Source organism: Streptomyces sp. NPDC005485 (assembly GCF_040606085.1).
Taxonomy (GTDB): Bacteria; Actinomycetota; Actinomycetes; order Streptomycetales; family Streptomycetaceae; genus Streptomyces.
In genome coordinates, this window is the sequence record NZ_JBEXDZ010000019.1 from 54,565 (window position 1) to 80,375 (window position 25,811).

A 25,811-nucleotide genomic window follows, 5' to 3' on the forward strand; every position below is an offset into this window, starting at 1 on the left:
TCGTGGCCCGCTTGGCCGCCACGGCCGAGGCCTGCGACACCTCGGAGGCGGCGCCACGTCGTGCGCACCCTGATCGTCTGCGGGCTGACGGCCGTGCTCGCCCTGGCCGGACTGGTCGTCGGCGGAGTCTGGTGGGGAACGGACCACTACGGCGACCAGGTCGCCAGGATTCCGCACGCCTTCCCCAGCGGCCCTCGCCCGCACAAGCCGCCGGGCAACACCGGAGGCACCACCTTCCTGCTCGCGGGTGTCGACCGCCGCTCGGACAAGCCGACCACCGGCCGTGATGCCCAGACGGCACTGTGGCAGTACGGCGCACAGCGCAGCGACACGCTGATGCTGGTGCACTTCAGCGCCGACGAGCGCCGGGCCGACATCGTGTCGATACCGCGCGACAGCTGGGTTCCCATCCCCGGCCACGGATCCGCGAAGATCAACGCCTCCTTCTCGTGGGGCGGACCGGCCCTCCTCGTGCAGACCGTCGAGCAGCTCACCGGCGCCCGTATCGACCACTTCGGCATCGTCGACTGGTACGGCTTCAAGTCCCTCACCGACGCGGTCGGCGGCGTACCGATCACCGTCCACGAGAACTCGTACGACTCCGAGCAGCATCTCGGCTTCAAGACCGGCACCCACACCATGAACGGCACGGAGGCCCTGTCGTACGTGCGACAGCGCCACGGTCTGCCCGGCGGTGAGCTGGACCGCATCCGACGCCAGCAGCAGTTCCTGCGCAGCCTGGTGGGCGAGATGCGCGGCGAGGTCAGCGTCACCAATCCGCTCGGCATCGCCAGAATGCTGGACACGATCACCCGCACGGTGAGCGTCGACGACAACATGTCCAACGCCGATCTGCGCGACCTCGTCCTCGGCCTGCGCCATCTCAACACCTCCGACGCCCACTTCGGCATCGCGCCGATCGTGCATCCGCAGATGATCCGGGGGCAGTACGCGCTGATCCTCGACCGGGAGAAGCTGCGGGCGCAGTGGCGTGCGGTCGAGACGGGAGACCTGTCATGAACGCGCGTCAGCCGATGTCCGGTGACGCCACGGCACTCTCTCCGGGCTCCGAGGAGTTCGTCGTCGGCCCGCAGTCACGCAGGCGTGTCCTGGTCATCGGTCAGCTGGACGGTTTCGGCAACAGCCTCAAGCCCGTCGCGATCGCGCGGTTTTTGCGGGAACGCGGGCATCAGGTGCGGTTGGTGGACACATCAGGGCTGAGCAGAGCCTCCACCTCGGCCGGGTTCCGCGGCAAGCTGCCGGCTCCCGACGCCGGGAAGATCGCCCTGTACGTGAACGAGGTGCTGTCGATGCTGATCAGGCGCTACGGAGGTCGGAGCAGACACTTCCTCTCGTACTACACCCTCGTCGCGGACCAGCGCATTCGCCGCGCCGTTCTGCGGCGCGCACTGCCCCTCGACGACTTCGACCTGGTCATCTGCGAGACCCCGAACAACGCCTGGGTGCTGACCGCCGCCACCAAGAGCCACACGATGTACGACTGCCCCACGCCCTGGGCGGACGACGTCCACCTCCAGGGCAAGGTGACCGAGCGGCAGCACGTCCGGCTCCGCCGACGGGAGATCCGTCTCTGCGAGAGCGTCGACCATCTGGCGTTCCACTGGGATTCGTACGCCCGCTACGCGAGGGAGCAGTACGGTCTCAGCGGACGGAACCTGATGACACTGAACTTCGGCTGCACACCTGCCGACCCCTCCCTGCGGGCCAGGTTCGAGGATCCGCCGCGCATCGTCTACCTCGGCCACCTGGGCCTTCGCTTCATCGACCTTCCCCTCCTGGCACGGCTCTCCGCGCTGTACCCGATCGACGTGTACGGAGGTCCGCCGCCCGATCCGAAGCTGGGGCTGCGGTACCTCGGCTACGGCACACCCGACAGCCTGCGGAACTACCAGATGGGCCTGATCACCTGCAGTCAGGATCTGTTGATGAAGGAGGGGTTCTCGGCCAAGCACCTGACGTACCTGGCGCATGGGCTGCCCGTCCTCGTCCCGGCATGGCGGCGCAATGTCGACGTCCTGCGCGGCACGGTGACCTACACCGAGGCGACCTTCCGCCAAGTGGTCGACGGGCTCGGTGACAGGGCACTGTGGCAGGCGAAGAGCGACGAAGCGTACGAGCAGGCACATCACCTGTCCTGGGACCGGACGCTTCTCCCCCTGGACTCCTTGTTGCAGCGCGTGCCTCGCGTCGATCGACCGCCCTGCCCGGTCGGCGGATGACATGAGGGAGAGCACGGATGACTCCCCCACGGACGACGGCACGCTGTCCCCCGGCGAACTGAAGCACCGCGCAGCTTCGGGCGTCTTCATCGTCGCGACGCGCGGCGTGGTCATCATGGCCCTGGGGCTCATCGGCAATGTCGTGGTCGCCCGGGTGCTCGCTCCTGACGACTTCGGTGTCGTCGCCATCGGCATGTCCGTGGTCTTCTTCTCCCAGCTGATCTCCGATGGCGGCCTGGCCGCGGGGCTCATCCGCCGTGCCGAGCCGCCGACTTCGGCGGAACTCGGAGCCTTCAGCGCGTTCCAGCTCTCGGTCACCGGCGTGGTCGCTGTGACCGCAGTGGCCGTGGCCCTCGTCTGTCCCTTCGGTGAAGTCGGCTGGGTCACCGCGGTCATGGTGGCTTCCATGCCCTTCGTCGCCCTGCAGTTCCCAGGGCGGATCCTGCTGGAGAGGGATTTGCGCTACCGGCGCCTCGCGGCGGTCGAACTCCTCCAGTCCCTCTGTTTCCAGGCCTGGGCCGTGGGCACCGTGGTGGCCGGGTTCGGCGTGTGGGGACTGGCGACGGCGACCGTCGTCCGTGCCGTGGTCGGCGCGATCGCGATGGGCTTCGCGTGCCGGGAGGGGTTGGTGCGGCCCCGGTTCTCCATGCATCTCATCAGGCCTCTCGTCGGCTTCGGCCTGCGCTTCCAGGCCGTCAACGCCGCCTGGATCGTGGGAGAGCAGTCGCTCAACGTATCCGTGGGCGTGATCGGCGGCAGTGCCGCGCTGGGCCTGTGGGTTCTCGGCAGAAGGGTCCTGGAGGTTCCTTACCTGCTCATCACCACCTTGTGGCGCGTGTCGTTCCCCACCATGTCCAAACTGACCGCTGCGAAGGCAGAGGTGGGCCCGCTCATGGAACGCTCCGTGGGCATGGCCGCGGTGGGCATCGGATTCGTGCTGACCGGGATCGCGGGCGGCGCTCCCGGGCTGATCCCAGGGCTCTTCGGGCAGCAGTGGCGCGACACGAGCGCCATCCTTCCCGGTGCCTGTCTGGCGGTGGCCATCAGCGGGTCCGTCTCGGTGGCAACCCAGGGATACCTCTATGCGGTGGGCGACGTCAGCGCGGTCCTGCGAGCCGAGATCACGCAGTGGCTCACGTTGTCCCTCGTCGCGCTGCCCCTGCTCCGGGCGATCGGCGTCGCCTCCATCGGAGTCGGCTGGTTCGTCGCCGCGGTGCTGCAGTCGACCGTGCTCGGCCGGGCGACCACGCGACGCGTCCCCACCAGGTTCCTGCGCCCGCTGCTCCCCCCGATCCTGGTCGGTCTGTGCTCTTCGTCGTTCGGGTGGGCGATCACCGTGAAGGCCGGCGAGGATCTGACGGGCGGTGCGGCAGGCGCGGCCTCCGCAGTGGCGATCTTCGCGGCCGGCCTGGCCGTGGTCGACCGTCGCCTGCTGGAGGAGACGTCCCGCATCGCCCGCTACGCGATGCGGGCAGCTCTGCCGCGAGGAGCACGGGCCTCCGCTTGAGGGCTCTCCAGGAGCGTCCTCAGCGGCTCCAGGGTCCGGTTCCAGTCGAGGCGCAGCGCTTGTTCGTACGCTTCGTCACTGACCGCCTGCCACTGGGCCTGCTGACTCAGCCTGCCCAGGACGTCCCCGAAGTCCGCCTCGGTGTACGGCACCGATCCGCGCAACAGATCGAGGTGGCGTCGCCAGGCGGGAACCAGGACGGGCAACCCGTGCGCAAGATAGTGCAGGTGTTTCGCCGAGAAGCCCTCCTGGCGGATCGGGTCCCGGGTGCAGGTGATCAGCCCCAACTGGTACTGCTGCAGGACGTCAGGTGTGGCGTAGCCCCGGTAGTTGAGGCCGAGAGACGGATCAGGCGGTGGGCCTCCATAGACATCGATGGAGGGGTACTGCCGGCTCAGGCGTGCGAGCATCGGCAGGTTGACGAACCGGGAACTGAGCGATCCGAGATAGGCCACACGCGGCGGGTCGGAGAAGCAGGCTCGCTGTGCCGAGGGAGTGCATCCCCAGTTGAGCTGCAGAAAATTCTGTCCACTGATGCCGTAATGGGCCATCGCGTAGCGGCCGTACGATTCCCAGCTGAAGGACAGACGGTCCATGGACTCCAGGAACTCTGTCTCCCAGCGACGGAACTTCCGGTGTTGTCGCCGGGTGAGCCGGCCCTCGTGAAAGACCTCGTCCGCCCAGGGGTTGGGGCAGTCGTAGAGGGTTTCCGCGGCGACACCGGTCGTCAACAGCCCCGCGTCGTAAGGCGTCTCGACTATGACGAGGTCGAACCGATCAGGTTCGAGTTCCTTCTTGAGAATGCGACGGCGCAGATGGTGATCCGCCAGGAGAACGTAGTACGACAGATGCCGGCGCCCAAAACTCCACCGGCGGGTCAGCACCTTCGAGGCGACATCGTTCGCGTACAGCGCCAACCGCTCGGGCCTCACGGAACCGGGAAGCATCCTCCCGAGGGAACCCTGCTCGCCGGACGCGCGCGCGAGACAGCTGGTGTCCTTCAGGTGTACTTCGTGACCGCACTCCCGGAGAAACTTTTCGATGGCCATGGGCTTGACGCTGTTTGCGTATCCATCCAACTGCGCCACGATCAAAACACGCTTGGACCGCATGACACTGGACCTTTCGTTCCCGTGGCAATGGAGCCTCCTCCCTCCCGAGGAGGAGCTCGTTCCAGCTTCGGTCGGTATCCCTCAGCAATGCATGTTTACATTGTAAATATACAGTCCAAGGCTGGACCCGACCAGGCGGACACCTATACCGAAGACAGTCGGCAACGGGGAGCATCCCGTCGGCTCGGAGTGTACGCTTACAGTGTAAACGGAGACGAAATGCGGCCCTCAGGAACCCACCCGGGCAACGGCATCCAGTAACCGGACCAGCATGCGAAGGACCCAGCATGTCGTGGCAGGCACAGCACTCGACGGCACTTCTCCTGGGCATCGTCACCCTGGTGGCGCTGATCCCCATCCTGATTGCGGCCCGCAGAGCTCATACCTTCGGCGACTGGGATCTCACGTCGACCTATGTGTTCGCCGTCGGGGTCACAGGCACCCTGCCCGTCGCCCTCCTGATTGCGCGATCCGGCCAGCCGGAACGCCTCGACCTCCGGGGGAACATTGTCGTAGCGATCCCCGGGTGGGTCTCGCTCGCCGGACATTCGCTCGAAGCGCTGCTCGCCGCCGTGTCCCTTGCCTTTCTGGTCACCAGGCTTCTGCGCGGGGCCCAGCCCAATTTCGCGCCCTGTATCGCGATCGTGCTGGTCACGGCGCTCGCCTTCTCCGACGGACTCAACGGACGCCAGGTCTTCGGATCACAGCAGCTCGTCCTGATTGCGGTCCTCCTGGCCGCCACCGTCGCACGACCGGGACGGTCCGCCTTTCTCGGGGCGGCGGCCTGCTCACTGCTCCTCGCCGTGCTGAGCGGGATCGAGGCACTGGTGCGGTCGAGCAGCGTCCTGCATGAATGCCGGGAAGACAAGTGCGGCGTCTTCGGTGTTCTCTTCAGAGGGGTCTTCACCAACGAGAACACGTTCGGCCTGCTCATGGCCCTGTCCATACCCTTTGTCTGGCTCGCGCTGCGAGGACGGGCCAGAGTCGTCATCTGTTTCTACATCGCGTTCATGTCGGTTGCGACCGGCAGCAGGACCGCGGCAGTCGCCGCGGCGGTCGCCCTCTTCTTCCTCGTGCTTCTCCGCCCGAGTCTGCCCGATGACAAGAACATCGACAGTGGCTCGGGAACACCGGATATCGACCACGACAGCGACGAAAAACCGACAGGCAAGATCATTCTGGCTGCGTTCGGGATAACCGGCGTGACACTGATCGGCCTTGCTCTACCGCTCATGCCGCACGATCAGAGATCGATACCCCAGCGGGCATACCTTTGGGAGCTGGCCCAGGAACGTCTTCCTCAATCCCCCCTCTTCGGCTTCGGCGCCAAGGCTTGGCAACAGTTCCACAGCGACGGAGAAGCTCCCGTCTCGTTCTCCGCACACAATCAGTGGATCGACACCGCATACGCCGGCGGACTGATCGGCCTCGGACTGCTCGCGACACTGATCGGATACATACTGCTCCGCGGCGGCGCCAGGATGTTCCTCATCGCCTCCTGCGTGCTTGCTCCCATCCTCATGGCTTCGGCCACGGAGGTCCCCTGGGCGTTCAGCGGCTACAACTGGCTGAGCTTCATCCTCGTCGCCGCACTCCTGATGCCTGTCCCGGCACGCCGGCGAGCGGGCCCGGCGCCTCGTGCACGCACACATGGCAGTTCCAACGCCGGTCAGCCACCGGCGACGTCACCTGTTCAGCATCAGTCGAGGGCGGGCAGCAGCACGCGCTAGCGACGGGTCTGCCCGCCGCAGAGATGCAGTGCGCTCTCCAGGCACAGCGCCTCCGCCTCCTGGGCCGTAAGGCGCCTGCTCGCGATCCTGGGCCGCGGCGGTGTGTGAAGCCCGAAGACGGCGGCGGCGAGCCAGTCGGGGGTCGGTGACGGGCCAGTTCGCCTACCTCGACGAGGACCTGACCGGATACGAGAACCTGCTGACCCTCGGCCGACCGCACGGCTTGTCCCGGGCTGCCGGCAAGAAGCGTGCCGACGACCTGCTGGACGCGTTCGACCTGACCGGCGCGGCCGACCGGCCGGCGGGTGACTACTCGGGAGGCATGCGCCGCCGACTCGACATGGGCGCCGGCCTGATCGTGACCCCCGACCTGATGTTCCTCGACGAGCCCACGACCGGTCTTGACCCGCGCAGCCGCAACCAGATGTGGGAGCTGGTCCGTCGGGTCGCCGTCGCCGGCACCACGTCGAGGGAGGCCGACCACCTCGCCGAGTGGATCGCGGTCATCGACAACGGCCGGATCGTGGCCGAAGGCACCAGCGACCAGCTCAAGTCCCGGATCGGCTCGGGCTCCCTGCACCTGCGGCTCATCGACGCCGAGCAGCGTCCGCAGGCTCTGCAGATCCTGGCCGGCGCCTTGCAGGGGACGGGTCAGCCCGCCGCCGCCCGCTCGCCCTGTCCACGCTGCTCGCCGGCCCGCCCGACGCGACGGACACAGGCCGGCTGGTGGGACGGGCCATGACCCAGCTCGCCGAGGCCGGGGTGGGCATCGCCGATCTCTCCCTCGGTCGGCGCCCAGCCCGGACGAGGCCTTCCTCACCCTGACCGGCCGACGGACCGGTCAGGCCACCATCGACCACGAGGGAGCGAACGCATGAGCACTCCCACCGTCTCCACGCGCCCGCTGCGGCGGAGGACCCGATCGACGCGCTGCTCGCTGCGGGCCGCGTACGCCGCCGCGCCGGAGCACTCACCGCCTCGACCGTCCTCGGCAGGCGCGCCATGCTCAAGATCCGGCACGATCCCGAGCAGCCCGTGGACTCGGCCGCGATCCCGATCCTGCTCACCTACCTGTGCGCGGCGCCATCAGCAGTTCGACCAGCGACTACCTCAGGATCCTGCTGCCCGCTGTGGTCACCATGAGCATCGCCATCGTCAGCATGTACGGCGGTGCCCGTCTCGCCCAGGACGTGCGCAGCGGAGCCTTGACCGCTTCCGCGGCCTGCCGGTCTGGCGTGGTGCCTTCGTGCTCGGCGGCCTGCTCAGCGACGCCGGGCGTGCTCGCCGCGGTCGCCCTGGTCATCGCCTTCGGGCTCTCGCTGTCCTTGTTGTGGGCCGTGGTCGCCCTGGCCGTCCGCGACCCGGCCGTGGTCATCAGCATCGGCAACTCCGTGCTGATGCCACTGTCGTTCGCGAGCAATGTCTTCGTCCAGTCGAGCACCATGCCCGGATGGCTCCGGGCCTTCGTCGACGTCAACCCGCTCAGCCACGTCGCGAGCGCGGCTCGCGGCACGGACACGACTCGCGGCACAGGCACGACTCGCGGCACAGGCACGACTCGCGGCACAGGCACGACTCGCGGCACAGGCACGACTCGCGGCACAGGCACGGCGGTCGCCTCGTCCCTCGGCGCGACCGCCGCCCTCGCCTTCGTGTGCACGCCGCTCGCGCTCCGTCCCTACGGCAAGCAGGGCCGAGGCCTGCGTGAACGGACCGTGCCGGCGGCAGATGACCTACTCCTGCCGCGCCGGATCACGGCCGAGGGCGTGCGCCGCCAGCGGTCGGGGCTCGGACGCCACAGGTTCTTGCTGCTCCGCCGCTTCCCGCGGCGGGTGCCAGTCGGTGAATCCGCCCGAGGTGGTGCCGACGAGCACGGCGCCGAGGACATGGGCGTCCACGCCCTTCAGACGCGCGAGGGCGCGGCGTGCCTGGTCCCGGCTGGTCTTTCCGGGGCGGACGACAAGGAGCACGCCCTCCGTCTCCGCGGCCAGGACGGCCGCGTCCGCGAAGGACAGGATCGGCGGGCTGTCGACGATCACGAGGTCGGCTTCCGCCTCCAGAGCGCGCAGCACCTTCCCCATGTCCTGCGAGGCGAGGAGCGCGCCCGGATCCGGGGTCAGCGGCCCGCTGGGCAGCATGCGGATGCGGTCGTCGCCCCAGGTCTGGAGGGCGTCGCCGAGCGCGATGCGGCCGGCGAGGACGTCCGTGAGGCCTGCGGTGGCGCCCGGGCCGCGGTCGCGGGCGGGGCGTGGCCGGCGGAGATCGGCCTCGACGAGTACGACACGCCGACCGGTGTGGGCGACGCTCGTCGCGAGCCCGATCGCGGTCTCGGACCGGCCCTCGCCGGGCAGGGCCCCGGCGACGAGGACGGACTTCGGCATACGCCCGCCGGCGGCGAACCGCAGATGGATGCGGAGCTGGCTGAACGCCTCGGTCCGCTGCGTCGTGCCGGCACCGGGCCCGGCGTCCCGGCGGCCCCGGTGATTCGCGTCGGGGATGGCACCCATCGTCGCGAGACCCAGATGTGTGTCGATGTCCTCCGCCGAACGGAGACTGGTGTCGAGAGAGTTGCGCAGCGCGGCGCATCCGATGCCCAGGACGGTCCCGAGGAACAGCCCGATGGCCAGATTCAGTTCGGGGCGCGGGCTCGTCGGTGAGGTCGGCTGCTCGGAGCCACCGACCACGTCGGCCTTGACCAGGGCCGGGGAGGTCGGCGAAGTCTTCTCGATCTCCTCGATGTACGTCGAGAGCTGGGCGGCGGCCTCGTCGGCGATGGCCTGTGCGCGCGCGGCCGACGAACCCTGCACCTGGATGTCGACCAGGGTCGTGTCCAGGGGGACCCGGGCGCTGATCTTTCCGGCGAGCTGGTCGGGGGTCTCGTTCAGGTTGAGCTTGTCGATGACCCGTCCCAGGACCGCGGGACTGGTGGCGATCCGCGTGTACGACTTGACCCGTTGCTGGGTGAACAGGCTTCCCTCGTAAGCGCTGGCACTGTTGCCGTCGCTCGTCGCGACGAACAACTGCGCCTTCGCCGTGTAGGTGCGTGGCATGAGGGCCGTCACGGCGAGGGCCGCCACCGCCCCCAGCAGGATGCATCCCGCGATGATCCGCCACCGGCGGCGCAGGACATCGATGTAGTCGTGGAGATCCATGGACGGCCTCCGTGCGGGGGTTCCGATCGCGCTTGACCTGGTAGGACACTGGGGGCAAAATGTACGTTTACGCAGTAAATATACGGTATCAGCATTTGTAGGGAATGCGAAGCCATGGATCGTCGTCTGGACCGTTGCGCGGTCACTCCTTACGGCCGGGAGGCCGGGAGTTCGCGGGTGCGCGTCTTCGAGTGGCTCGACCGCCTCGGCGTGGACTTCACCGTCGGCAGCTATCTGTCGTTCCCCGACGCAGCCCCCTCACGGCTCGCCCGGCACCCGGTGTCCGTGGCCAGGGCGGAACTGCGACTGCGGGACATCGCCGGCGCCAGGCCGCGCCGGCTGCTGCTGCACCGCGAGGCCTCGCCGCTCAGCCGCGGCTGGTGGGAGCGGCGGCTGCTGACGAGTGCGGAGTTCGCCGTGTACGACTTCGACGACGCCCTCCAATGGGACTTCGGTGCCGGGGGTCTGGCGCGCCGGCTGGCCCCCAAGGCGGAGAAGGCGCGGACCGCCGTACTCCACGCCGACCGGGTCATCGCGGGCAACGCGGTACTCGCGGACTGGGCCTCGCACCACCACCGGGATGTCGTCGTGATCCCCAGTTGCGTGGCGCCGGAGGACTACGTCCCGAAGACCTTCTACGGACTGCACGACCCACCGCGGCTCGGCTGGATCGGCTCACCCGACAACGAACCCCACCTGCTGCTCATCGGCCGGGCCCTCGCGGAGGTCCATCGCCGCACCGGCGCCCGGTTGACGCTCGTCGGCACGACGACGCGGACACTCGGCGGTATGGAGACCTTCATCGACCGTGTCGCATGGAGCCCGGACACCCAGCGCACGGCGCTCGCCGAGATGGACCTCGGCCTGATGCCACTGCCCACGACCTCGTACAGCCTCGGCAAGTGCGGATACAAGCTCCTGCAGTACGCCGCCGCCGGAGTGCCCGCCGTGGCCACGCCGCTCGGCGTCAACGCCGAACTGCTGTCCTCGTTCGGCCTTCCGGCACCCCGCCGTCCCGACGACTGGGCCCCGGCGATCCTCGGCCTCCTCGACTCGCCCACCGCTGCCCGCGAACAACTCGGCACGAGCGCCCGGGAGATCATCGCCCGCCGCTACTCCTACGACGCGTGGCTCCCCCGCTGGGCGGCAGCCCTCGAACTCGGACCGGTGGCGTGATGAGCTCGCCTGCGTGGATCCCGCCGGCCGCCGACGTCGTGATCGTCAACTGGAACACCGGCCGCCATCTGCGCGACTGTCTGCGTGCTGTCGGCCGGGCGGACCGGTCGGAACTGCGAGTGGCGCAGATCGTCGTCGTCGACAACGCGTCGAGCGACGATTCCCTCAGCGGTCTGGACACCGCCGGAATCCCGCTCCAAGTCGTGCGCAACACCGCCAACCGCGGATTCGCCGCCGCCTGCAACCAAGGAGCCGCCCGCTGCGGCTCGGCCCTCATCCTCTTCCTCAATCCGGACACCGAGCCGTATCCCGACGCACTGCGCGCCGTCGGCCGATTCCTCCGCAGCCCGGCCGCCGACACCATCGGCATCTGCGGCGGACGCATGGTCGACGAGCACGGACGGCCGGGAATCTCCTGCTCCCGCTTCCCCAGCCTGCGCATCTTCGTGGGCAAGACGACCGGCCTCGACCGACTGCTGCCGAGCGTCTTCCCGCCCCATCACCTCCGCCCGGCGGAGACCACGGCTTCGCGACGGGTCGACCAGGTCATCGGCGCCTTCTTCCTCGTACGCCGGTCACTCTTCACGGAACTGGGCGGTTTCGACGAGCGCTACTTCCTCTACTTCGAGGAGACCGACCTCGCCCTGCGGGCCCTGCAGAACGGCTGGGGTTCCTACTACGTCCAGCAGGCCCGGGTCCACCACATCGGTGGGGTGAGCTCCTCGCAACTGGGTGGTGAACGGTTGCGCCTTTCCCTGTGCAGCCGCTGCCTGTACGCCTTCCGACACTGGCCGCCCGGCCGGGCCTGGTCACTGGTGGCCCTCACCCTGACGGTCGAACCGGCCGCACGGCTCACCAGAGCCGCGCTCCGGCGCAGCCCCACCGAATTCCGGGACACCCTCAGTGGCTACTGGGGATTTTTGCACTGGCTCCTCGAACAAGGACTCCCCCATGGACACCGACACCGTCCACCTGCATCCTCCACGGGTTCCGTCGGCGACGGCTCCGATAGGCCCCTCGCTCCCCTGCCGGATCCTGGATGTCGTCCTCGCCACGGCGCTGCTTCTCCTCCTGTCTCCGATACTGGTGTTCGTGGCTCTCCTGGTGCGCGCCACCAGTGGGCCACCGACGGTGTTCCACCAGCGCCGGGTGGGAGAAGGGGAACGTGAGTTCACCCTCTACAAGTTCCGCACCATGCGGTGCGACTGTCAGGGGCCCGAAGTCACCGGGGGCGCAGACGCACGGGTGACCGGCACGGGCCGGCTGCTCAGGCGTTTCAGCCTCGACGAACTCCCGCAGCTGTGGAACGTTCTGCGCGGCGACATGACACTCGTCGGCCCACGCCCCGAGGTCCCGCACCTCGCCCACCGCTACCCCCCCAACTGCCGCTGGGTCCTGCGACACCGGCCCGGCCTGACGGGCCCGTGCCAGCTGCGGACCCGGTCGGACGCCACGCTGCTGGACGGCCGGCCCGACCCGGAGGAGTACTACCTCACGGTTCTGGTCCCCCACCGTGTCGCGCTGGACGCCGAGTTCCTGGCCCACGCCACGCTGCCCGACGTCGTACGCCTCATCGCCCGCACGTTCTGGTACGTGCTGTCGGCCGTCCGGCGCGACGCGCGCACCGCACACACCGTCGAAGGAGGCGGGTCCCGATGCGCTCCGTAGTGACCGGCGCGGCCGGATTCATCGGATCCCATCTCTGCGAGCACCTGTTGTCGTGCGGGGACGAGGTACTGGGTGTCGACGCCCTCACGGATTTCTACGAGCCCGCGCGCAAACGCGAGAACCTCTCGCGGTTGCTGGGCAGTGAGCGCTTCACCCTTCTGCGGGCCGATCTGCTGAAGGTCCCCCTGGAGACGGTGTTCGCCGGTACGGACGCGGTCTATCACCTGGCCGGCCAGCCCGGTGTCCGCGGCTCCTGGGGCACGGAGTTCGGTGTCTATCTCGAGCGCAACGTCCTGGTCACCCAGCGCGTACTGGAAACCGCGCGGGACATCGGGCTGCGCCGGCTCGTCTTCGCCTCCAGCTCGTCCGTCTACGGGAACGCCGAGACGTATCCGACCGTCGAGACGGTGCGCCCCTCCCCCGTCTCCCCGTACGGCGTGACCAAGCTCGCCGCGGAGCACCTGTGCGAGACCTATCGCACCGCCTTCGGTGTCCCGGTGGTCTCCCTGCGGCTCTTCAGCGTGTACGGCCCCCGACAGCGCCCCGACATGGCCTTCGCCCGACTGGTCGCGGCCGCGTTCACCCATCGCCCCTTCCCCCTGTACGGAGACGGTGAGCAGAGCCGTGACTTCACCTATGTCGGCGACGTGGTGACCGCAATGCGCCAAGCCGCACTGTCGCCGTGGAGCGGTGTCGCCAACCTGGGAGGCGGGTCCGAGGTGACGATGAATCAAGTCATCGCACTGCTCGGCCGGTTGGCCACCCCTCCACGCATCGTGCGGGGCCCCAGCCGACCCGGCGACGCCCAACGCACCGCGGCCGACATCACCCTGGCCCAGGAGTCCTTCGGCTACCGGCCCGGCACGAACCTTCGGACCGGCCTCGGCGCGATGGTGGAGACCCAGCGCACCGCCCGGATGACGTCGGCTGCGTGACGGCCGCCGTATCCGCCTACTGAGCCCCGCGGTAATACGCGACGATCTCCTTCGGTGTCATCTCGCGTTCCCGTCTGCGCCCCAGGAAGTAGAGAGCGGAGGCATTGTCCGTCGCGTAGTCCGGCGGGATCACGCGGTCGATGCCGCGCAGCCAGGACAGCAGTCCCCGGGTCAGGCGCCCTGCCAGTGCCGAGCGGGTCACACCGCGGACCAGGTGGTCGGTGGTCCACAGCAGTTGCGTTCCCGGTCCGGCGACGGTTCCGGCGGCGACCTCGTCGAAGCGCCCGAACAGATAGCGGTGGCCGCTCGCGGTGAAGCGGGTGAAGTCGTAGGGCCCCGCATGCACTTGCTGAAGGAACGGGGTCTCCGCGTAGACGAGCCCGTCGTCCTTGAGAACCCGGTGGATCTCGCTGACGACCTGGGGCGGATCGAGTACGTGCTCCAGCACGGCCTGCGCCGGCACCGCGTCGACGCTGCCTGTGGGGAGCGGAATCTGATGTGCGTCGGCGACGAACTGCGTCACGGGGCTGCGGACGATGTCGAATGCGATGACCTGGACGCGTGGGTCGCTGTACACCGCCGCCACGCCATTGCCCACGGTGGCGCCGCCGACGACGAGCAGGGTCGGCGCCGGACCGGGAAGGCGGCGCAGCAGCAGGTCGATCTGTCGGGCGGCGACCCGGTCGGGGGGTTTCCAGATGCGACGCAGGGCCGTGGGGAGCCGATCGGCGTGGGATCCGGTGACCACGCCCGCGGCATGCGGCCCCGTGTCCGCACCGTCGTTCCCCGCCGCCGGCTCCGCCCGGTCCACGACGCTTCGCTCGAAGTCGACGAGGACCGGCCAGCGCCCGGTCACGGGAAAGCCCGGGGAGTCGCCGTAGGGGCAGTCGGGCGAGGTGCACCAGAGGTTGCCGGGGCCTGCGGTCAGGGGCGAGCGGCATCGCGGACAGACCAGCAGGTGTCTGACCAGTTCCGGTTCCGCCAGGGTCATGCGCACTCCCACGGCCGATGCCTGTCTGATTGACCTGGCCCGCAGATGGGGCGAAGATGTACGTATACGTCGTAAATATACATCTTCAACCGCGGCGGTGATCGGCAGATGGTGCACCAGACGCTCGCCCCCGGCCCACCGGACCTCACGTCGGTGGACTGGCCGGCCCCGCCCCCGCGGGTGGTGCCGAGTGAGGCCCTGCCGCCGCAGCCGGTCCTGCCGAAGGTGAAGGTCCTCCATGTGATCACCCGCTTCTGGGCGGGTGCCGGCGGCAACACGCTGCTGTCGGCAGTCGGAATGGACACCGCCCGGTACGAGGTGTGGGTCGCGGGAATGCCGGGCGGCGATCTGTGGGACCGGGCGCGCGCCTCAGGGGTTCGCACCGTCGAGATCCCGGGATACCGCCACACCCTCACCCCCGCGGATCTCCTTGTCCTGTGGCGGCTCGTACGTCTCATCCGGCGCGAGCGGTTCACCGTCGTGCACACCCACTCGGCGAAGGGCGGCTTCCTCGGCCGCACCGCCGCCCGGCTGTGCCGCACGCCCGTGGTGGTGCACACCTTCCACGGCCTCAGCTTCCACACCCGGATGTCTCCGGGCAGGCGTGCGATGTACCGCGCTCTGGAGCGTGCGACCAGACGGTTCACCCACCGCTTCCTGGCCGTCGCGCCGCGCGTCGCTCAAGAAGTCGTCGAGCAACGGCTGGCGCCCCCCGGCACCGTTCACGTGGTGCCGTCGGCAGTGGACCTGGGCCGCATCCCCCTCGACTTCGACCCGGCGGCCCGGCTCGCGCTCGGCGTCCCCGCCGCCACCGCCCTGGTCGGAACCGTGGGGCGCATCGACACCCAGAAGGCTCCCCTGGACTTCGTACGGATGGCAGCACTGGTCCGGGCCGCTCGCCCGGACACTACGTTCGTGATGCTCGGCGACGGCCCGCTGGCCCCGGACGTCCGGCGGCTCGCCACGGAGCTGGGCGTCGAGGTGGCCCTCACCGGCCACCGGGCGGATGCGGCCGAACTCGTGGCAGGCCTGGACGTCTTCGTCATCACCTCCCTGTACGAGGGACTCGGCCGCGCCCTGACCGAGGCGCTCGCCGCCGCCCGTCCCGTCGTCGCCACCTCCGTCAACGGCGTGCCCGATCTGGTGGAGCCCGGCGCAACCGGCCTGCTGGCACCGGCGGCGGACCCGGCGGGACTGGCACGGGGGGTGTTGTGGATGCTCGACCACCCCGAGGAGGCGGCCGCCATGGGGCGCCAGGGCCGTGAGCGTGTGCGTGCGGCCTTCGCACCGCAGGCCATGTGCGCGGCCATCGACGACTGCTATCGCGGCCTGCTGGGCCTTCCTCTTGCAGCAGGCCGCGGCCCGGAACGGAGTTCGCCATGCGACTGACCGTCATCGGCACCGGATACGTGGGAGCCGTGCACGCCGCCTGCATGGCGGACATCGGGCACGACGTCCTCGGCGTCGACCTCGACGAGGAGCGGATCGCCGCTCTCGGCCGGGGCCACCCGCCGTTGTACGAGCCCGGCCTGTCCGAGATCCTCGTCAGGACCGTGGATTCGGGCCGGCTGCGCTTCACCACCTCGCTCGACGAGGCCGCCCGGTTCGGCGACACCCACTTCGTGTGCGTCGGCACGCCACAGGATCCCGTCTCGGGCGCCGCCGACCTGCGCTACGTCGAGGCGGCCGTGGACGGACTGGCGGTGCGGTTGCGCAAGGGCGATCTGATCGTCGGCAAGTCCACCGTGCCGGTCGGCACGGCGGCCCGGCTCGCCGGCCGGCTGAGCGCGACCGCTCCGGACGCCGACCTCGCCTGGAACCCGGAGTTCCTGCGGGAGGGCTGCGCGGTCCAGGACACCCTGCGGCCGGAGCGACTGGTCGCGGGCGTCCGTTCGCCCGCCGCCGACGCGCGGCTGCGAGCCGTCTACGCGCCGATGGTGCGCGCGGGCGTGCCCTTCATCAGCACCGACCTGGCCACCGCCGAGCTGGTCAAGATGGCGTCGAACTCCTTCCTCGCCGCCAAGATCTCGTTCATCAACGCCATGGCCGAGATCTGCGACGCGACCGGTGCCGATGTGCTCACCCTGGCCGACGCCATCGGCCGGGACTCCCGCATCGGTCCGCGCTTCCTCGCCCCCGGACTCGGATTCGGCGGCAGCTGCCTGCCCAAGGACATCCGGGCCTTCACCGCCCGCGCCGAGGAACTCGGCCTCGGGGAGTCGGTGGCGTTCCTGAGGCAGGTCGACGAGATCAACACACGGCAGCGCCGGCGTGCCGTCGCCGCCGCTCGGCGCCTGCTCGGCGGGTCCTTCGAGGACCGTAACGTCGCGGTGCTCGGGGCGGCCTTCAAGCCGCTCAGCGACGACATCCGTGACTCGCCGGCACTGGCCGTCGCGGACGCCGTGCAACGGCTGGGGGCACAGGTCCGCGTGCACGACCCGGAGGCGGTCGACAACGCCCGGACGGCCTTCCCCTCGCTCCAGTTCGCGCTGGAGGTGACCAAGGCCTGCGAACAGGCCGACGTCGTACTGCACCTGACCGAGTGGCCGCAGTATCGCGAGATCGACCCCGGCGCCCTCTCCACGGTGGTGCGCACACCGAACGTCCTCGACGCACGCAACGCCCTCGATCCGGCGGTGTGGCAGGCCGCTGGATGGACGCTGCGCGCTCTCGGCCGTCCGGGCCTTGGCCGTCCGGGCCCCAGCCGTCCGGGCCCCGCGCTTCCGGGCCCCGGGCTTCCGGCTCTCGACTGACGGGGTGGAGTCCATGCACGTGGTGGTGTCCGGCGGCAGCGGCTTTCTGGGATCACATGTGTGCGAAGTCCTGGTCCACAGAGGGGACATGGTCTCCTGCCTGGACAACTTCTCCTCGGGCAGGCCGCAGAACACCGCCCACCTGCTGCGCGAGCCGCTGTTCCGGTGCATCCCGTGCGACATCACGGAGGGGGTCGAGGTCTCCGAGAAGGTCGACGCCGTCGTGCATCTGGCCAGCCCCGCATCGCCGTTCGACTACGGCCGGCACCCGCTGGAGACACTGACCGTGGGTAGCCGTGGCACCGAGAACATGTTGCAACTCGCCGTACGGCACGGCGCACGCTTCGTCCTCGCCTCGACCAGCGAGATCTACGGCGACCCGCTGGAGCACCCGCAGAGCGAGGACTACTGGGGGCACGTCAACCCCATCGGACCGCGGAGTGTCTACGACGAGGCCAAGCGCTTCTCCGAGGCACTCGCGATGGCCTACCGGCGCCACCTCGGCGCCGACGTCGGCATCGTCCGGATCTTCAACACCTACGGTCCCCGCATGCGCCCGCACGACGGCCGGGTGGTCTCCAGCTTCATTCGCCAGGCGCTGGACGGCGAAGCGCTGACCGTCTTCGGCGACGGAAGCCAGACCCGCAGTTTCTGCTACGTCGACGATCTGGTCCGCGGCCTCGTGGCACTGCTGGACTCGCAGCACACCGGCCCGTTCAACCTGGGCAACCCGAAGGAACGGACGGTACGCGAACTCGCCGAACTGGTCCGGCTCGTGACGGGTTCGCGCAGCGAACTCCGCTTCCTCCCGCTGCCCGTCGACGACCCGGCCCGCCGACGCCCGGTGATCACCCGTGCTCAGGAGAGTCTTGGTTGGCACCCCCGGGTGCCCCTGGAAGAAGGACTGCGGCACACCGTGGACTGGTTCATGTCGCAGCCGCACGCACTCGTCAGGCCGCCCGAGCGGTCCGCTGTGGGGCGAACATCATGAAGGCACTCGTACTCTGCGGCGGAGCGGGCACCCGACTCCGCCCGATCACACACACATCGGCCAAGCAACTGGTCCCGGTCGCCAACAAGCCGGTGCTCTTCTACGGACTTGAGGCCATCGCCGAGGCCGGAGTCACCGAGACCGGGATCGTGGTCGGGGACACCGAGAAGGAGATCCGTGCGGCGGTCGGCGACGGCTCGGCATTCGGGCTGAACGTCACCTACATTCCGCAGGACGCTCCCCGCGGGCTCGCCCATGCGGTTCTCATTGCCCGGGACTTCCTCGGCAACGACGACTTCGTGATGTACCTCGGCGACAACTTCATCGTCGGAGGCATCACCGGCCTGGTCGACGGCTTCCGCGCCGAACGGCCGGACGCCCGGATCCTGCTGACCCGGGTGCCCGAACCCACGGCGTTCGGAATCGCCGAACTCGACGACGCGGGCCGGGTGATGAGACTGGAGGAGAAGCCGCAGATGCCCAAGAGCGATCTCGCGCTGGTCGGCGTGTACCTCTTCTCCCCCGCCGTCCACGAGGCCGTACGCTCCATCGGCCCCTCCCGACGCGGGGAGTTGGAGATCACCGACGCCATCCAGTGGCTGATCGACCAGGGCCGCGACGTAAGGGCCACGACGATCTCCGGATACTGGAAGGACACCGGCAACGTCACGGACATGCTGGAGGTGAACCGTTCCGTTCTGGAGACGCTCGAACCGCGGATCGACGGCAGCGTGGACGCGTACAGCGAACTCATCGGCCGGGTCCGGATCGAGGACGGCGCCAAGGTCTTCCGCAGCCGCGTGGTCGGCCCTGCCGTCATCGGTGCCGGAACCGTGGTCTCCGACTCCTTCATCGGCCCGTTCTCCTCGATCGCCGAGGACTGCCGCATCGAGAGCAGCGAGATCGAGTACTCGATCGTGCTGCACAGGGCGACCGTCATCGGGATCGGCCGGATCGAGGAGTCGCTCATCGGTCACAACGTCGAGGTCACCCCGGCTCCGAGCATCCCCTCCGTGCACCGGCTCATACTCGGCGACCACAGCAAGGTACAGATCTCGTCGTGACGCGCACCCGCATCCTGGTCACCGGCGGCGCCGCCTTCATCGGTTCCCAACGTCCGTACGCTGCTCGGCCCGGACGACCCGCCCGATATGACGGTCACGGTGCTCGACAAGCCCCAGGCCCTCGGCCAGGTCCTTGCGTGGTCAGCCGTTGAAGGAGCGCGCGCCCGCCGCCTAGCCCAGTTCGAGCGTGGTGACTCCGTAGATGCGCTCCCCGGCGAACGGCCTGACCGGTCCGGTGTACATACGGGCCGTCTCGAATGACGGTGTGAGGCCGAACTCCTCCGCCAGGGCGATCCCCGCCGTGGTCGTCCGTGGGATGTCGATGGCGACCTCGCTCCCGGCGGCGTCGGCGGTCAGCGCGACGAAGAGGGCCCGGGCGTCCTCCGCGGTGTCGGCGAACAGCGGGCCGATGCGCAGGGCGTCGCGGGCCGGCCGGATCACACCGTAGCCCGTGAGACGCCCGTCGACATGGCGGACGACGGTGCGATGGCCGGGGGTGGCGAGCCACCGCTGCACGAAGAGCGGCCGGTCCGCGGGGTAGCAGGCGCTGTCGTACGCCGTGATCGCCTCGAAGTCCGCCGCCTCGGCAGGCCGGACTCCCGCTGCCGTCTCCCCCACAGGGGCGGTTCCGCTGAAACGGGCGGTGCGGTAGGCGAGTTCGAAGCCGGACTGGCGGTAGTTGTCCTGCTGCGCGACCACTCCGTCGAGGCCGACGGTACGGCCTTCGGCGTGCGCTAGGCCCGTCTTCCAGGTGGCGATGCCATAGCCGCGGCCGCGCAGGTCGGGGCGGACGAGATAGCAGCCCAGGAAGGCGTAGTCGGCCCCGTAGTTGACGACGGAGATCGCCGAGACGGGCTCCCCGCCGATCCGGCCGAGGAAGAAGCCCTCGGGGTCCTGGGTGAAGAAGCTCGGGCCGTCCGACAGCCCGGGGTTCCACCCCTCGTCCGCCGCCCAGCCGCTGATCACCGGCCAGTCGTCGAGCGAGGCCTGGGTGACGACGAGGTCCTCGGGACCCGCAGAGGTCATCTGTGCGCTCCATTCCACAGGGAGGTGTCCGGTGCGGTGATCGGCCGCACCGCACCGCATCCTTCCCGATCGGCGTGCCGTACGCCACGTCGCGATCATGCGGACGGCCGCCCAACCAGCCATCTGGCCAACGGTGTTGGGTGCCGCGGGCGGACGATCTAGGCTTGCACCGTATGAGCGTCGAGAGTGTGAGCCTGCGTCCGGTGTCCGAGCAGGACCTGTCCGTCATGGACCGCTTCCGGATGGAGCCGGAGGTCGCCGGTGCTTTCCAGTGGTTCGGCTGGTGGGACACGGACCGCTGGCATCGCATGTGGGCGGAGAACGGCCTGATCACCGACGATTCGGGCCACTTGATGGTGGTACGCGACGGCGAACAGCTCGGTTTCGTCGGCTGGCGGAAGGTCGTCGTCACCCGCAGCACGTTCTACTGGAACATCGGCGTCGGCCTGCTGCCACAGGCGCGCGGCAAGGGCGCGGGCACCGAGGCACAACGGCAGCTGGTCCACTACCTGTTCGCCCACACCCTGGTGCGGCGTATCGAGGCGGACACCGAGGTCGACAACATCGCCGAGCAACGCGCCCTGGAGAAGGCCGGATTCACCCGGGAGGGCGTACTGCGCAGCGTCGTCTTCCGCGACGGGCAGTGGCGCGACCTCATGCGCTACAGCATCCTGCGAGGCGACTTCGCACCGCCCGGTCGCGGTGACGGCCTCGGGTGATCCGCTGCCCCGAATCCCCCCTTACGCCATCATGGGCGGGTGGACTTCGAGCCGTACCGAGGTGAGCTGGTGGCGTACTGCTACCGGATGCTGGGCTCGTTCCACGAGGCCGAGGACCTGGTGCAGGAGACGATGCTGCGCGCATGGAAGGCGCGTGCCCGGTACGACGCCACGCGGGCTTCCGTACGGACCTGGCTGTACCGGATCGCGACCAACGTGTGTCTGACCGCGCTGGAGGGGCGGGCGCGGCGGCCGTTGCCGTCCGGGCTGGGCGCGCCGAGCGCGGATCCCGAGGCGCCCCTCACACCGGCTCTCGACATCCCCTGGCTGCAGCCGTTTCCGGACGCCCGGTTCGACACGGGAGTGCGGGCGGACCTGCGGCTCGCGCTGGTGGCGGCGATGCAGGTCCTGCCGCCGCGGCAGCGCGCCGTGCTCGTCCTGCGGGAGGTGCTGGAGTTCAGCGCCGCCGAGGTCGCCGCGCAGCTGGGGATGACGGCCGCAGCGGTCAACAGCGCTTTGCAGCGGGCCCGCGCCGCCCTCGCGGACGTGGGCGGCCTCGACGAGGTCGCGGAGCCGGACGATCCCGAGGTGCGCGCGGTGGTCCAGCGGTATCTGCGGGCTTTCGAGGCGGCCGACGTCCCCGCGCTGGTGCGGCTCCTGACCGACGAAGCGGTGCTGGAAATGCCGCCGGTGCCCTTGTGGTACCGGGGCAGCCGCGACTACGGCCTGTTCATGGAGCGGGTGTTCCGGATGCGCGGGACGGGCTGGGGCATGCGGTCTCTCACCGCCGGCGGGCAACCCGCGCTCGCCGCCTACGCTCCCGAGCCCGGCGGCGGCCACCGGCTGCACACGCTCCAGGTCCTCACCGTCACCGATGGGCGCGTCACACACAACGTCGTGTTCACCGATCCACGCGTCTTCGACGCCTTCGACCTGCCACGGCGAATTTCTTCCGACGAATTTCGCCGGCCGCGATGAGTGGGGCCGATGCCGCCGGTATGTACGGCTGAGCATCGATCGAAGGGAACCCCGCCATGAGCGTCATCGTCATTCAGTTCATCACCTTGGACGGCTTCGTGTCCGACCCCGACGGAGCCGGGGGCACGCCGACCGGCGGCTGGATGTTCCGGCACGGACCCGAGGCGGTCGCCGGGGACAAGTTCCGGCTGGGCAGCACGCTGGACGACGGCGTCCTGCTGTTGGGACGTACGACCTGGCAGCTGTTCTCGCGGCTGTGGCCGGGACGCGAGGACCCGTTCTCGGCGCGGATGAACGCCGCGGCGAAACTGGTCGCCACGCGGACGTTGACCGACACGTCGGCCTGGCAGAACTCGCGGATCGTCGACGGCGACCTCGTCGACGCGGTCAAGCGCGAGCAGCGCGACGTGATCGTCGCGGGCAGCCTGAGCGTCGTGCACGCGCTGATGGCCGAGGACCTGGTCGACGAGTACCGACTGCTGACCTTCCCCAGCATCCTCGGCACCGGCGAGCGGCTCTTCCCCGTCGGCAGCCCGCCCGCGGACCTGGAGTGCCTGTCGGCCGAGGCGTCCGGCGCCGCCGTCCTCGCGCGCTACCGCAAGGCAGCGCGCTGACCTGAGGCTTTCGTCTCGCCTACGCCCCTGCCGACCAGTCCCGCGCCCGGGCGACCAGGAGGGCCACGTCGTCGTGGTTGTCCGGGCGGCGCAGGGTGCGCAGGAGCCGGTCGCAGAGGGCTTCCAGGGGGCGGCTCGGGTCGTCGAGGAGGCCGAGGAAGGTGGCGAGGCGCTCGTCGATGGAGTGCTGCCGGGTTTCCACCAGCCCATCGGTGTACAGGACGAGCTGGTCGCCCGGTTCGAAGGCCACCGTGGTGGTGGAGAAGGCGACGCCGCCCACGCCCAGGGGCACGCCGGTGGGCAGGTCGAGCAGCTCCGAGGGGCCTTCGGCGCGGACCAGGGCGGGCGGCAGGTGTCCGGCGTTCGCTATCTGCACCTGCCGCAGGTGGGGGTCGTAGACCGCGTAGATACAGGTGGCGATGTAGTGGTCCAGGCCCGCGGTGATCTTGTCGAGGTGTTCGAGGAGCCGGGCCGGTTCGAGCTGGAGGGAGGCCAGGGTGCTGGTCGCGGTGCGCAGGCGTCCCATGGTGGCGGCGGCGTTGATGCCGCTGCCCATGACGTCGCCCACGACGAGCGCGGTCCGGTCGCCCTCCAGGGAGATGAGGTCGAACCAGTCGCCGCCCACCTCGCTCGCGGCGTCGGCCGGCTGGTAGCGGGAGGCGACCTCCAGGCCCACGGTGGACGGCGGGCTGGCGGGCAGCAGGCTGCGCTGCAGGGTCACAGCGGTGGTGCGTGCGCTCTGGTACCAGCGGGCGTTGTCGATCTGCACGGCCGCGCGGGCGGCCAGCTCACGCGCCAGAACGACGTCGTCGTCGCTGAACGGCAGCGGGTTGCGGGTGCGCTTGAGGTCGAGGGCGCCGATCACCTCCCCGCGGGCGGTCAGCGGCACGGCGAGATACGAGTGGACACCCGCTCTGGACAGCAGCGTGGCCGCCTCGTCGTCGCGGGCTATGCGCGGCAGGTCCTGGTCCTCGACATGGCGCACCATGACGGGCCGGCCCGTGTGCACGCACTGGGTGACGAGCCGGTCGGCCGCGTAGCGCGCGACATGCCCGGGCGGGTCGGCGGCACGCAACGCCTCGGTGGGCCGGTCGGCCTTGACGGCGAGGGCCCGGATGACGACCGGGCCGGTGGGCAGCACATGGGCGCGCCGCCCCTGCAGGACGTCGTCGAGCAGGTCGACGGCCGCGATGTCCGCCAGCTCGGGCACGGCGACATCGGCCAACTCGCGTGCTGTCTGGTCCAGTTCGAGAGTGGTGCCGATGCGGGCGGAGGCGTCGGCGATCAGTGCCAGCCTGCGCCGGGCGCGATCGGCCTCGATGCCCGCGAGATACCGCTCGGTGACGTCCACCACCGAGATGGCCACGCCCAGCACGGTGCCGACGGCGTCCTCCAGCCGGTGCATGGAGACCGACCAGGCACGGTCGTGGTCCGGATCGGCCGGGGTCCGGCCTACAGCCTGCTGGTCGACGAGCGGGGTTCCGGTGTCCAGCACCCGGCGCAGGGAACCCTCGATGGCGTCGACGTCGAGGAACGGCAGGACCTCCCGGCTCGATCGGCCCAGATGCTCCGCGGCGGACACGCCGTTGATGCGTTCCAGCGCCGGGTTGACGGTCACGTACCGCAGATCGGTGTCGAGGACCGCGAGGCCGATCGGGGACTGCGAGACCATCTGCGCCGAGAGCGCGAGCCCGCGCTCCACCTGCCGCACGGTGCCGCGGTCCGTGGCCAGGCTCAGGGCGTGACGAGCGCCGCTGTCGTCCACGAGCGGTGTGTTGCGGAACTCCACCAGCCGGGTGGTGCCGTCCTTGTGCCGGATGGGGAACGCTCCGGCCCAGCCCTCGCCGACCTCCATCACCCGTTCGAACAGCTTGACGACCAGGCCGCGGTGCTGTTCGTGGACCATCAGACGGCCCGCGTACTGGCCGAGCGCCTCGGGTGCGGCGTAACCGAACAGTTCCTCGGCCTGCGAACTCCACAGCACGATGCGTCCGTCGGCGTCGAGCACGACCGCCGCCATGCCAAGCACGTCCAGCAGCCCGCTCGGCCTGGACGTCCCGGGCTCCGGCTCGTCGGAATCGGTCCGCAAGGATCCGGCTGTGCTCATCAGAGGACCGCCTCCGCCCGTTCCGTTCGCCGTGCCGTCCCGGACCGGCTTCGGCCCGCATCACTCATCCAGTGTCCCCGCTGCTTCCATGGTCCCCCCGGGACCGGCGGTCGGCGCAGTCGTCACCGACTGGCCAGATCATCACAGAAAGTAGCCGAAACGTGCAGCCAGATCCGGCGAACCGCCGGTTCTCCTCTTTCCCGCCCGGGACACGCTGACAGAAATCATCGCCCGCCGCCCCCGTAGTGCAGGCGCTCCGCCGTCCGCACCAGATCCGCCAGCGGATCCGGCGCGCCGGGCCGCCGCCACCGGCGCAGGGCCGAGGCCAGGGCCGAAACGGCCGCTCTGCCGGTCCGTGCCCAGCGAGTCAGCAGGTCACGGGCGCGCGAGAGAACCGGGGTGTCGCTGCTGGACCTGCTCAGCACGGCCACGGTTCACCCCCGAGGGCGAGCTCCACCGGCCACGGGTCCGTCTGGCCGGGAACGGTTCGGCCGCTGGCCCGCCAGTCGGCAACCAGACCGAGATAGATCGGGGTGTCCGGCCTGCTCGACGCCGTGGGACGAGGATGCGGCGGGTGATCCCCCGCGTGCACCAGGCTGACGTATCCCGACGTGATGGATGTGCCGTTCATGCCGCTGTGCAACGCGCGGTCCGCCCCGGCGGCACGGCGGCAGCCGCGCGTACACCGGATCGCGTGAGCGCACGCCCCCGTTCGGGGCCATGCGCTCATCCGATGAACCGACGGTGTAGGCGCCGCACCGGCCCTGCCTCACCGGCTCCGCCGCGCCGGTCCGCCGCCGACGCGCCGCATCGTGCGAGGTCGGTGCGGCCATCGGCGTGGGACCCACTACTCCTGCCCGTCGTACTACAAGGGCGCGGCGCCGCAGAGCACGGCTGCTTCATCGCTGACCGGCAGTACCCGGGGCCGTGCCGAGGCCGGACCTCGCGCCACTGCAGGTGACGGCCACGAAGTAGCCCTTGCACCCCGGTGGGCGCGTCCGGCACAAGGCCGGGCGCGCCCCCCCCGGTTTGAACAAGCGGGGGAGGG

21 protein-coding genes and 1 pseudogene are annotated in these 25,811 nt (G+C 69.8%); 17 read left to right on the forward strand and 5 right to left on the reverse strand.

From position 1 onward, the window contains the following. The first annotated feature begins 60 nt into the window (after window positions 1–60). The 3 genes from ABZS97_RS09585 to ABZS97_RS09595 are packed head-to-tail and all read left to right on the forward strand — an operon-like array spanning window position 61 to window position 3,747. Complete coding sequence (locus tag ABZS97_RS09585) at window positions 61–1,020, forward strand: LCP family protein (protein ID WP_356135500.1); 960 nt, start codon at window positions 61–63, stop codon at window positions 1,018–1,020. Next, the gene (locus tag ABZS97_RS09590; protein ID WP_356135502.1) at window positions 1,017–2,240 is read left to right on the forward strand and encodes a hypothetical protein; all 1,224 of its coding nucleotides are present in this window, start codon (window positions 1,017–1,019) and stop codon (window positions 2,238–2,240) included. The genes ABZS97_RS09585 and ABZS97_RS09590 overlap by 4 nt, the downstream gene beginning before the upstream one ends. 1 nt (window position 2,241) lies before the next feature. Next, window positions 2,242–3,747, forward strand: a complete 1,506-nt coding sequence (locus ABZS97_RS09595) for an oligosaccharide flippase family protein (protein ID WP_356135504.1) — start codon at window positions 2,242–2,244, stop codon at window positions 3,745–3,747. On the opposite strand, the gene ABZS97_RS09600 is transcribed toward ABZS97_RS09595, so the two are convergent. After that, window positions 3,699–4,796: a hypothetical protein gene (locus ABZS97_RS09600; RefSeq protein ID WP_356135506.1), complete on the reverse strand. Its 1,098-nt coding sequence runs from the start codon at window positions 4,794–4,796 to the stop codon at window positions 3,699–3,701. The genes ABZS97_RS09595 and ABZS97_RS09600 overlap by 49 nt on opposite strands. A gap of 350 nt (window positions 4,797–5,146) precedes the next feature. Between ABZS97_RS09600 and ABZS97_RS09605 the strand changes: the two genes are divergently transcribed. The 3 genes and pseudogenes from ABZS97_RS09605 to ABZS97_RS09615 form a co-directional block, all read left to right on the forward strand. Then, the gene (locus ABZS97_RS09605; RefSeq protein WP_356135508.1) at window positions 5,147–6,589 is read left to right on the forward strand and encodes an O-antigen ligase family protein; all 1,443 of its coding nucleotides are present in this window, start codon (window positions 5,147–5,149) and stop codon (window positions 6,587–6,589) included. Between the two features lie 100 nt (window positions 6,590–6,689). Continuing rightward, window positions 6,690–7,331 (forward strand): ATP-binding cassette domain-containing protein, encoded by a 642-nt coding sequence (locus ABZS97_RS09610; RefSeq protein ID WP_356135510.1) that lies wholly within the window; start codon window positions 6,690–6,692, stop codon window positions 7,329–7,331. Between the two features lie 418 nt (window positions 7,332–7,749). Next, a pseudogene (locus ABZS97_RS09615) lies at window positions 7,750–8,040 on the forward strand (hypothetical protein); the annotation flags it as partial. Between the two features lie 282 nt (window positions 8,041–8,322). Here ABZS97_RS09615 and ABZS97_RS09620 read toward each other — a convergent pair. After that, window positions 8,323–9,741, reverse strand: a complete 1,419-nt coding sequence (locus ABZS97_RS09620) for a polysaccharide biosynthesis tyrosine autokinase (protein WP_356135512.1) — start codon at window positions 9,739–9,741, stop codon at window positions 8,323–8,325. A gap of 114 nt (window positions 9,742–9,855) precedes the next feature. Here ABZS97_RS09620 and ABZS97_RS09625 point away from each other — a divergent pair, with 114 nt between their 5' ends. From ABZS97_RS09625 to ABZS97_RS09640, 4 genes are read left to right on the forward strand one after another with little or no spacing between them, the layout of a single operon-like run. After that, on the forward strand, window positions 9,856–10,917 hold the full coding sequence (locus ABZS97_RS09625; RefSeq protein ID WP_356135514.1) for a glycosyltransferase family 4 protein: 1,062 nt from the start codon (window positions 9,856–9,858) through the stop codon (window positions 10,915–10,917). Then, window positions 10,917–12,086 (forward strand): glycosyltransferase family 2 protein, encoded by a 1,170-nt coding sequence (locus tag ABZS97_RS09630; protein ID WP_356135516.1) that lies wholly within the window; start codon window positions 10,917–10,919, stop codon window positions 12,084–12,086. The genes ABZS97_RS09625 and ABZS97_RS09630 overlap by 1 nt, the downstream gene beginning before the upstream one ends. Beyond that, window positions 12,004–12,585 (forward strand): sugar transferase, encoded by a 582-nt coding sequence (locus ABZS97_RS09635; RefSeq protein WP_356135518.1) that lies wholly within the window; start codon window positions 12,004–12,006, stop codon window positions 12,583–12,585. The genes ABZS97_RS09630 and ABZS97_RS09635 overlap by 83 nt, the downstream gene beginning before the upstream one ends. Next, window positions 12,573–13,520, forward strand: coding sequence for an NAD-dependent epimerase/dehydratase family protein (locus ABZS97_RS09640; RefSeq protein ID WP_356135520.1), 948 nt, complete (start codon window positions 12,573–12,575; stop codon window positions 13,518–13,520). Before ABZS97_RS09635 ends, ABZS97_RS09640 begins: the two co-directional genes overlap by 13 nt. Window positions 13,521–13,536: 16 nt before the next feature. Here the strand turns inward: ABZS97_RS09640 and ABZS97_RS09645 are convergent, their stop codons facing one another. Beyond that, window positions 13,537–14,511, reverse strand: a complete 975-nt coding sequence (locus ABZS97_RS09645; RefSeq protein ID WP_356135522.1) for a methyltransferase domain-containing protein — start codon at window positions 14,509–14,511, stop codon at window positions 13,537–13,539. 108 nt (window positions 14,512–14,619) lie between these two features. Here ABZS97_RS09645 and ABZS97_RS09650 point away from each other — a divergent pair, with 108 nt between their 5' ends. Genes ABZS97_RS09650 through ABZS97_RS09665 form a run of 4 tightly spaced genes read left to right on the forward strand, consistent with a single transcriptional unit; the run spans window position 14,620 to window position 19,319 of the window. Further along, window positions 14,620–15,900, forward strand: a complete 1,281-nt coding sequence (locus ABZS97_RS09650; protein WP_356135524.1) for a glycosyltransferase family 4 protein — start codon at window positions 14,620–14,622, stop codon at window positions 15,898–15,900. Further along, window positions 15,891–17,264, forward strand: coding sequence for a UDP-glucose/GDP-mannose dehydrogenase family protein (locus ABZS97_RS09655; RefSeq protein WP_356135526.1), 1,374 nt, complete (start codon window positions 15,891–15,893; stop codon window positions 17,262–17,264). The genes ABZS97_RS09650 and ABZS97_RS09655 overlap by 10 nt, the downstream gene beginning before the upstream one ends. A 13-nt stretch (window positions 17,265–17,277) precedes the next feature. Further along, window positions 17,278–18,255 carry a UDP-glucuronic acid decarboxylase family protein gene (locus tag ABZS97_RS09660; RefSeq protein WP_356135542.1) on the forward strand — a complete coding sequence of 326 codons (978 nt, stop codon included), beginning with the start codon at window positions 17,278–17,280 and terminating at the stop codon, window positions 18,253–18,255. Further along, window positions 18,252–19,319, forward strand: coding sequence for a glucose-1-phosphate thymidylyltransferase (locus tag ABZS97_RS09665; RefSeq protein WP_356135528.1), 1,068 nt, complete (start codon window positions 18,252–18,254; stop codon window positions 19,317–19,319). The genes ABZS97_RS09660 and ABZS97_RS09665 overlap by 4 nt, the downstream gene beginning before the upstream one ends. Before the next feature lie 171 nt (window positions 19,320–19,490). Here ABZS97_RS09665 and ABZS97_RS09670 read toward each other — a convergent pair whose 3' ends face one another. Further along, window positions 19,491–20,345, reverse strand: coding sequence for a GNAT family N-acetyltransferase (locus tag ABZS97_RS09670; protein WP_356135530.1), 855 nt, complete (start codon window positions 20,343–20,345; stop codon window positions 19,491–19,493). A 173-nt stretch (window positions 20,346–20,518) separates the two neighbouring features. Between ABZS97_RS09670 and ABZS97_RS09675 the strand changes: the two genes are divergently transcribed. From ABZS97_RS09675 to ABZS97_RS09685, 3 genes are read left to right on the forward strand one after another with little or no spacing between them, the layout of a single operon-like run. Continuing rightward, entirely contained in the window at window positions 20,519–21,064 is a 546-nt protein-coding gene (locus ABZS97_RS09675; RefSeq protein WP_356135532.1) for a GNAT family protein, read from the forward strand. A gap of 39 nt (window positions 21,065–21,103) precedes the next feature. Further along, window positions 21,104–22,042 carry a sigma-70 family RNA polymerase sigma factor gene (locus tag ABZS97_RS09680; RefSeq protein ID WP_356135534.1) on the forward strand — a complete coding sequence of 313 codons (939 nt, stop codon included), beginning with the start codon at window positions 21,104–21,106 and terminating at the stop codon, window positions 22,040–22,042. 56 nt (window positions 22,043–22,098) lie between these two features. Then, a complete protein-coding gene (locus ABZS97_RS09685; RefSeq protein ID WP_356135536.1) occupies window positions 22,099–22,656 on the forward strand; it encodes a dihydrofolate reductase family protein in 558 nt (185 codons plus the stop codon). A gap of 19 nt (window positions 22,657–22,675) precedes the next feature. On the opposite strand, the gene ABZS97_RS09690 is transcribed toward ABZS97_RS09685, so the two are convergent. After that, window positions 22,676–24,763, reverse strand: coding sequence for a SpoIIE family protein phosphatase (locus ABZS97_RS09690; RefSeq protein ID WP_356135538.1), 2,088 nt, complete (start codon window positions 24,761–24,763; stop codon window positions 22,676–22,678). Window positions 24,764–25,811: the final 1,048 nt, after the last annotated feature.

Coding starts and splice junctions, on each gene's coding strand:
- ABZS97_RS09590 (WP_356135502.1), top strand. CDS start 1,017: ATGAACGCGCGTCAGCCGATGTCCGGTGACGCCACGGCACTCTCTCCG.
- ABZS97_RS09595 (WP_356135504.1), top strand. CDS start 2,242: ATGAGGGAGAGCACGGATGACTCCCCCACGGACGACGGCACGCTGTCC.
- ABZS97_RS09600 (WP_356135506.1), bottom strand. CDS start 4,796: ATGGCCATCGAAAAGTTTCTCCGGGAGTGCGGTCACGAAGTACACCTG.
- ABZS97_RS09605 (WP_356135508.1), top strand. CDS start 5,147: ATGTCGTGGCAGGCACAGCACTCGACGGCACTTCTCCTGGGCATCGTC.
- ABZS97_RS09620 (WP_356135512.1), bottom strand. CDS start 9,741: ATGGATCTCCACGACTACATCGATGTCCTGCGCCGCCGGTGGCGGATC.
- ABZS97_RS09625 (WP_356135514.1), top strand. CDS start 9,856: ATGGATCGTCGTCTGGACCGTTGCGCGGTCACTCCTTACGGCCGGGAG.
- ABZS97_RS09630 (WP_356135516.1), top strand. CDS start 10,917: ATGAGCTCGCCTGCGTGGATCCCGCCGGCCGCCGACGTCGTGATCGTC.
- ABZS97_RS09640 (WP_356135520.1), top strand. CDS start 12,573: ATGCGCTCCGTAGTGACCGGCGCGGCCGGATTCATCGGATCCCATCTC.
- ABZS97_RS09645 (WP_356135522.1), bottom strand. CDS start 14,511: ATGACCCTGGCGGAACCGGAACTGGTCAGACACCTGCTGGTCTGTCCG.
- ABZS97_RS09650 (WP_356135524.1), top strand. CDS start 14,620: ATGGTGCACCAGACGCTCGCCCCCGGCCCACCGGACCTCACGTCGGTG.
- ABZS97_RS09655 (WP_356135526.1), top strand. CDS start 15,891: ATGCGACTGACCGTCATCGGCACCGGATACGTGGGAGCCGTGCACGCC.
- ABZS97_RS09660 (WP_356135542.1), top strand. CDS start 17,278: ATGCACGTGGTGGTGTCCGGCGGCAGCGGCTTTCTGGGATCACATGTG.
- ABZS97_RS09665 (WP_356135528.1), top strand. CDS start 18,252: ATGAAGGCACTCGTACTCTGCGGCGGAGCGGGCACCCGACTCCGCCCG.
- ABZS97_RS09670 (WP_356135530.1), bottom strand. CDS start 20,345: ATGACCTCTGCGGGTCCCGAGGACCTCGTCGTCACCCAGGCCTCGCTC.
- ABZS97_RS09675 (WP_356135532.1), top strand. CDS start 20,519: ATGAGCGTCGAGAGTGTGAGCCTGCGTCCGGTGTCCGAGCAGGACCTG.
- ABZS97_RS09685 (WP_356135536.1), top strand. CDS start 22,099: ATGAGCGTCATCGTCATTCAGTTCATCACCTTGGACGGCTTCGTGTCC.
- ABZS97_RS09690 (WP_356135538.1), bottom strand. CDS start 24,763: ATGAGCACAGCCGGATCCTTGCGGACCGATTCCGACGAGCCGGAGCCC.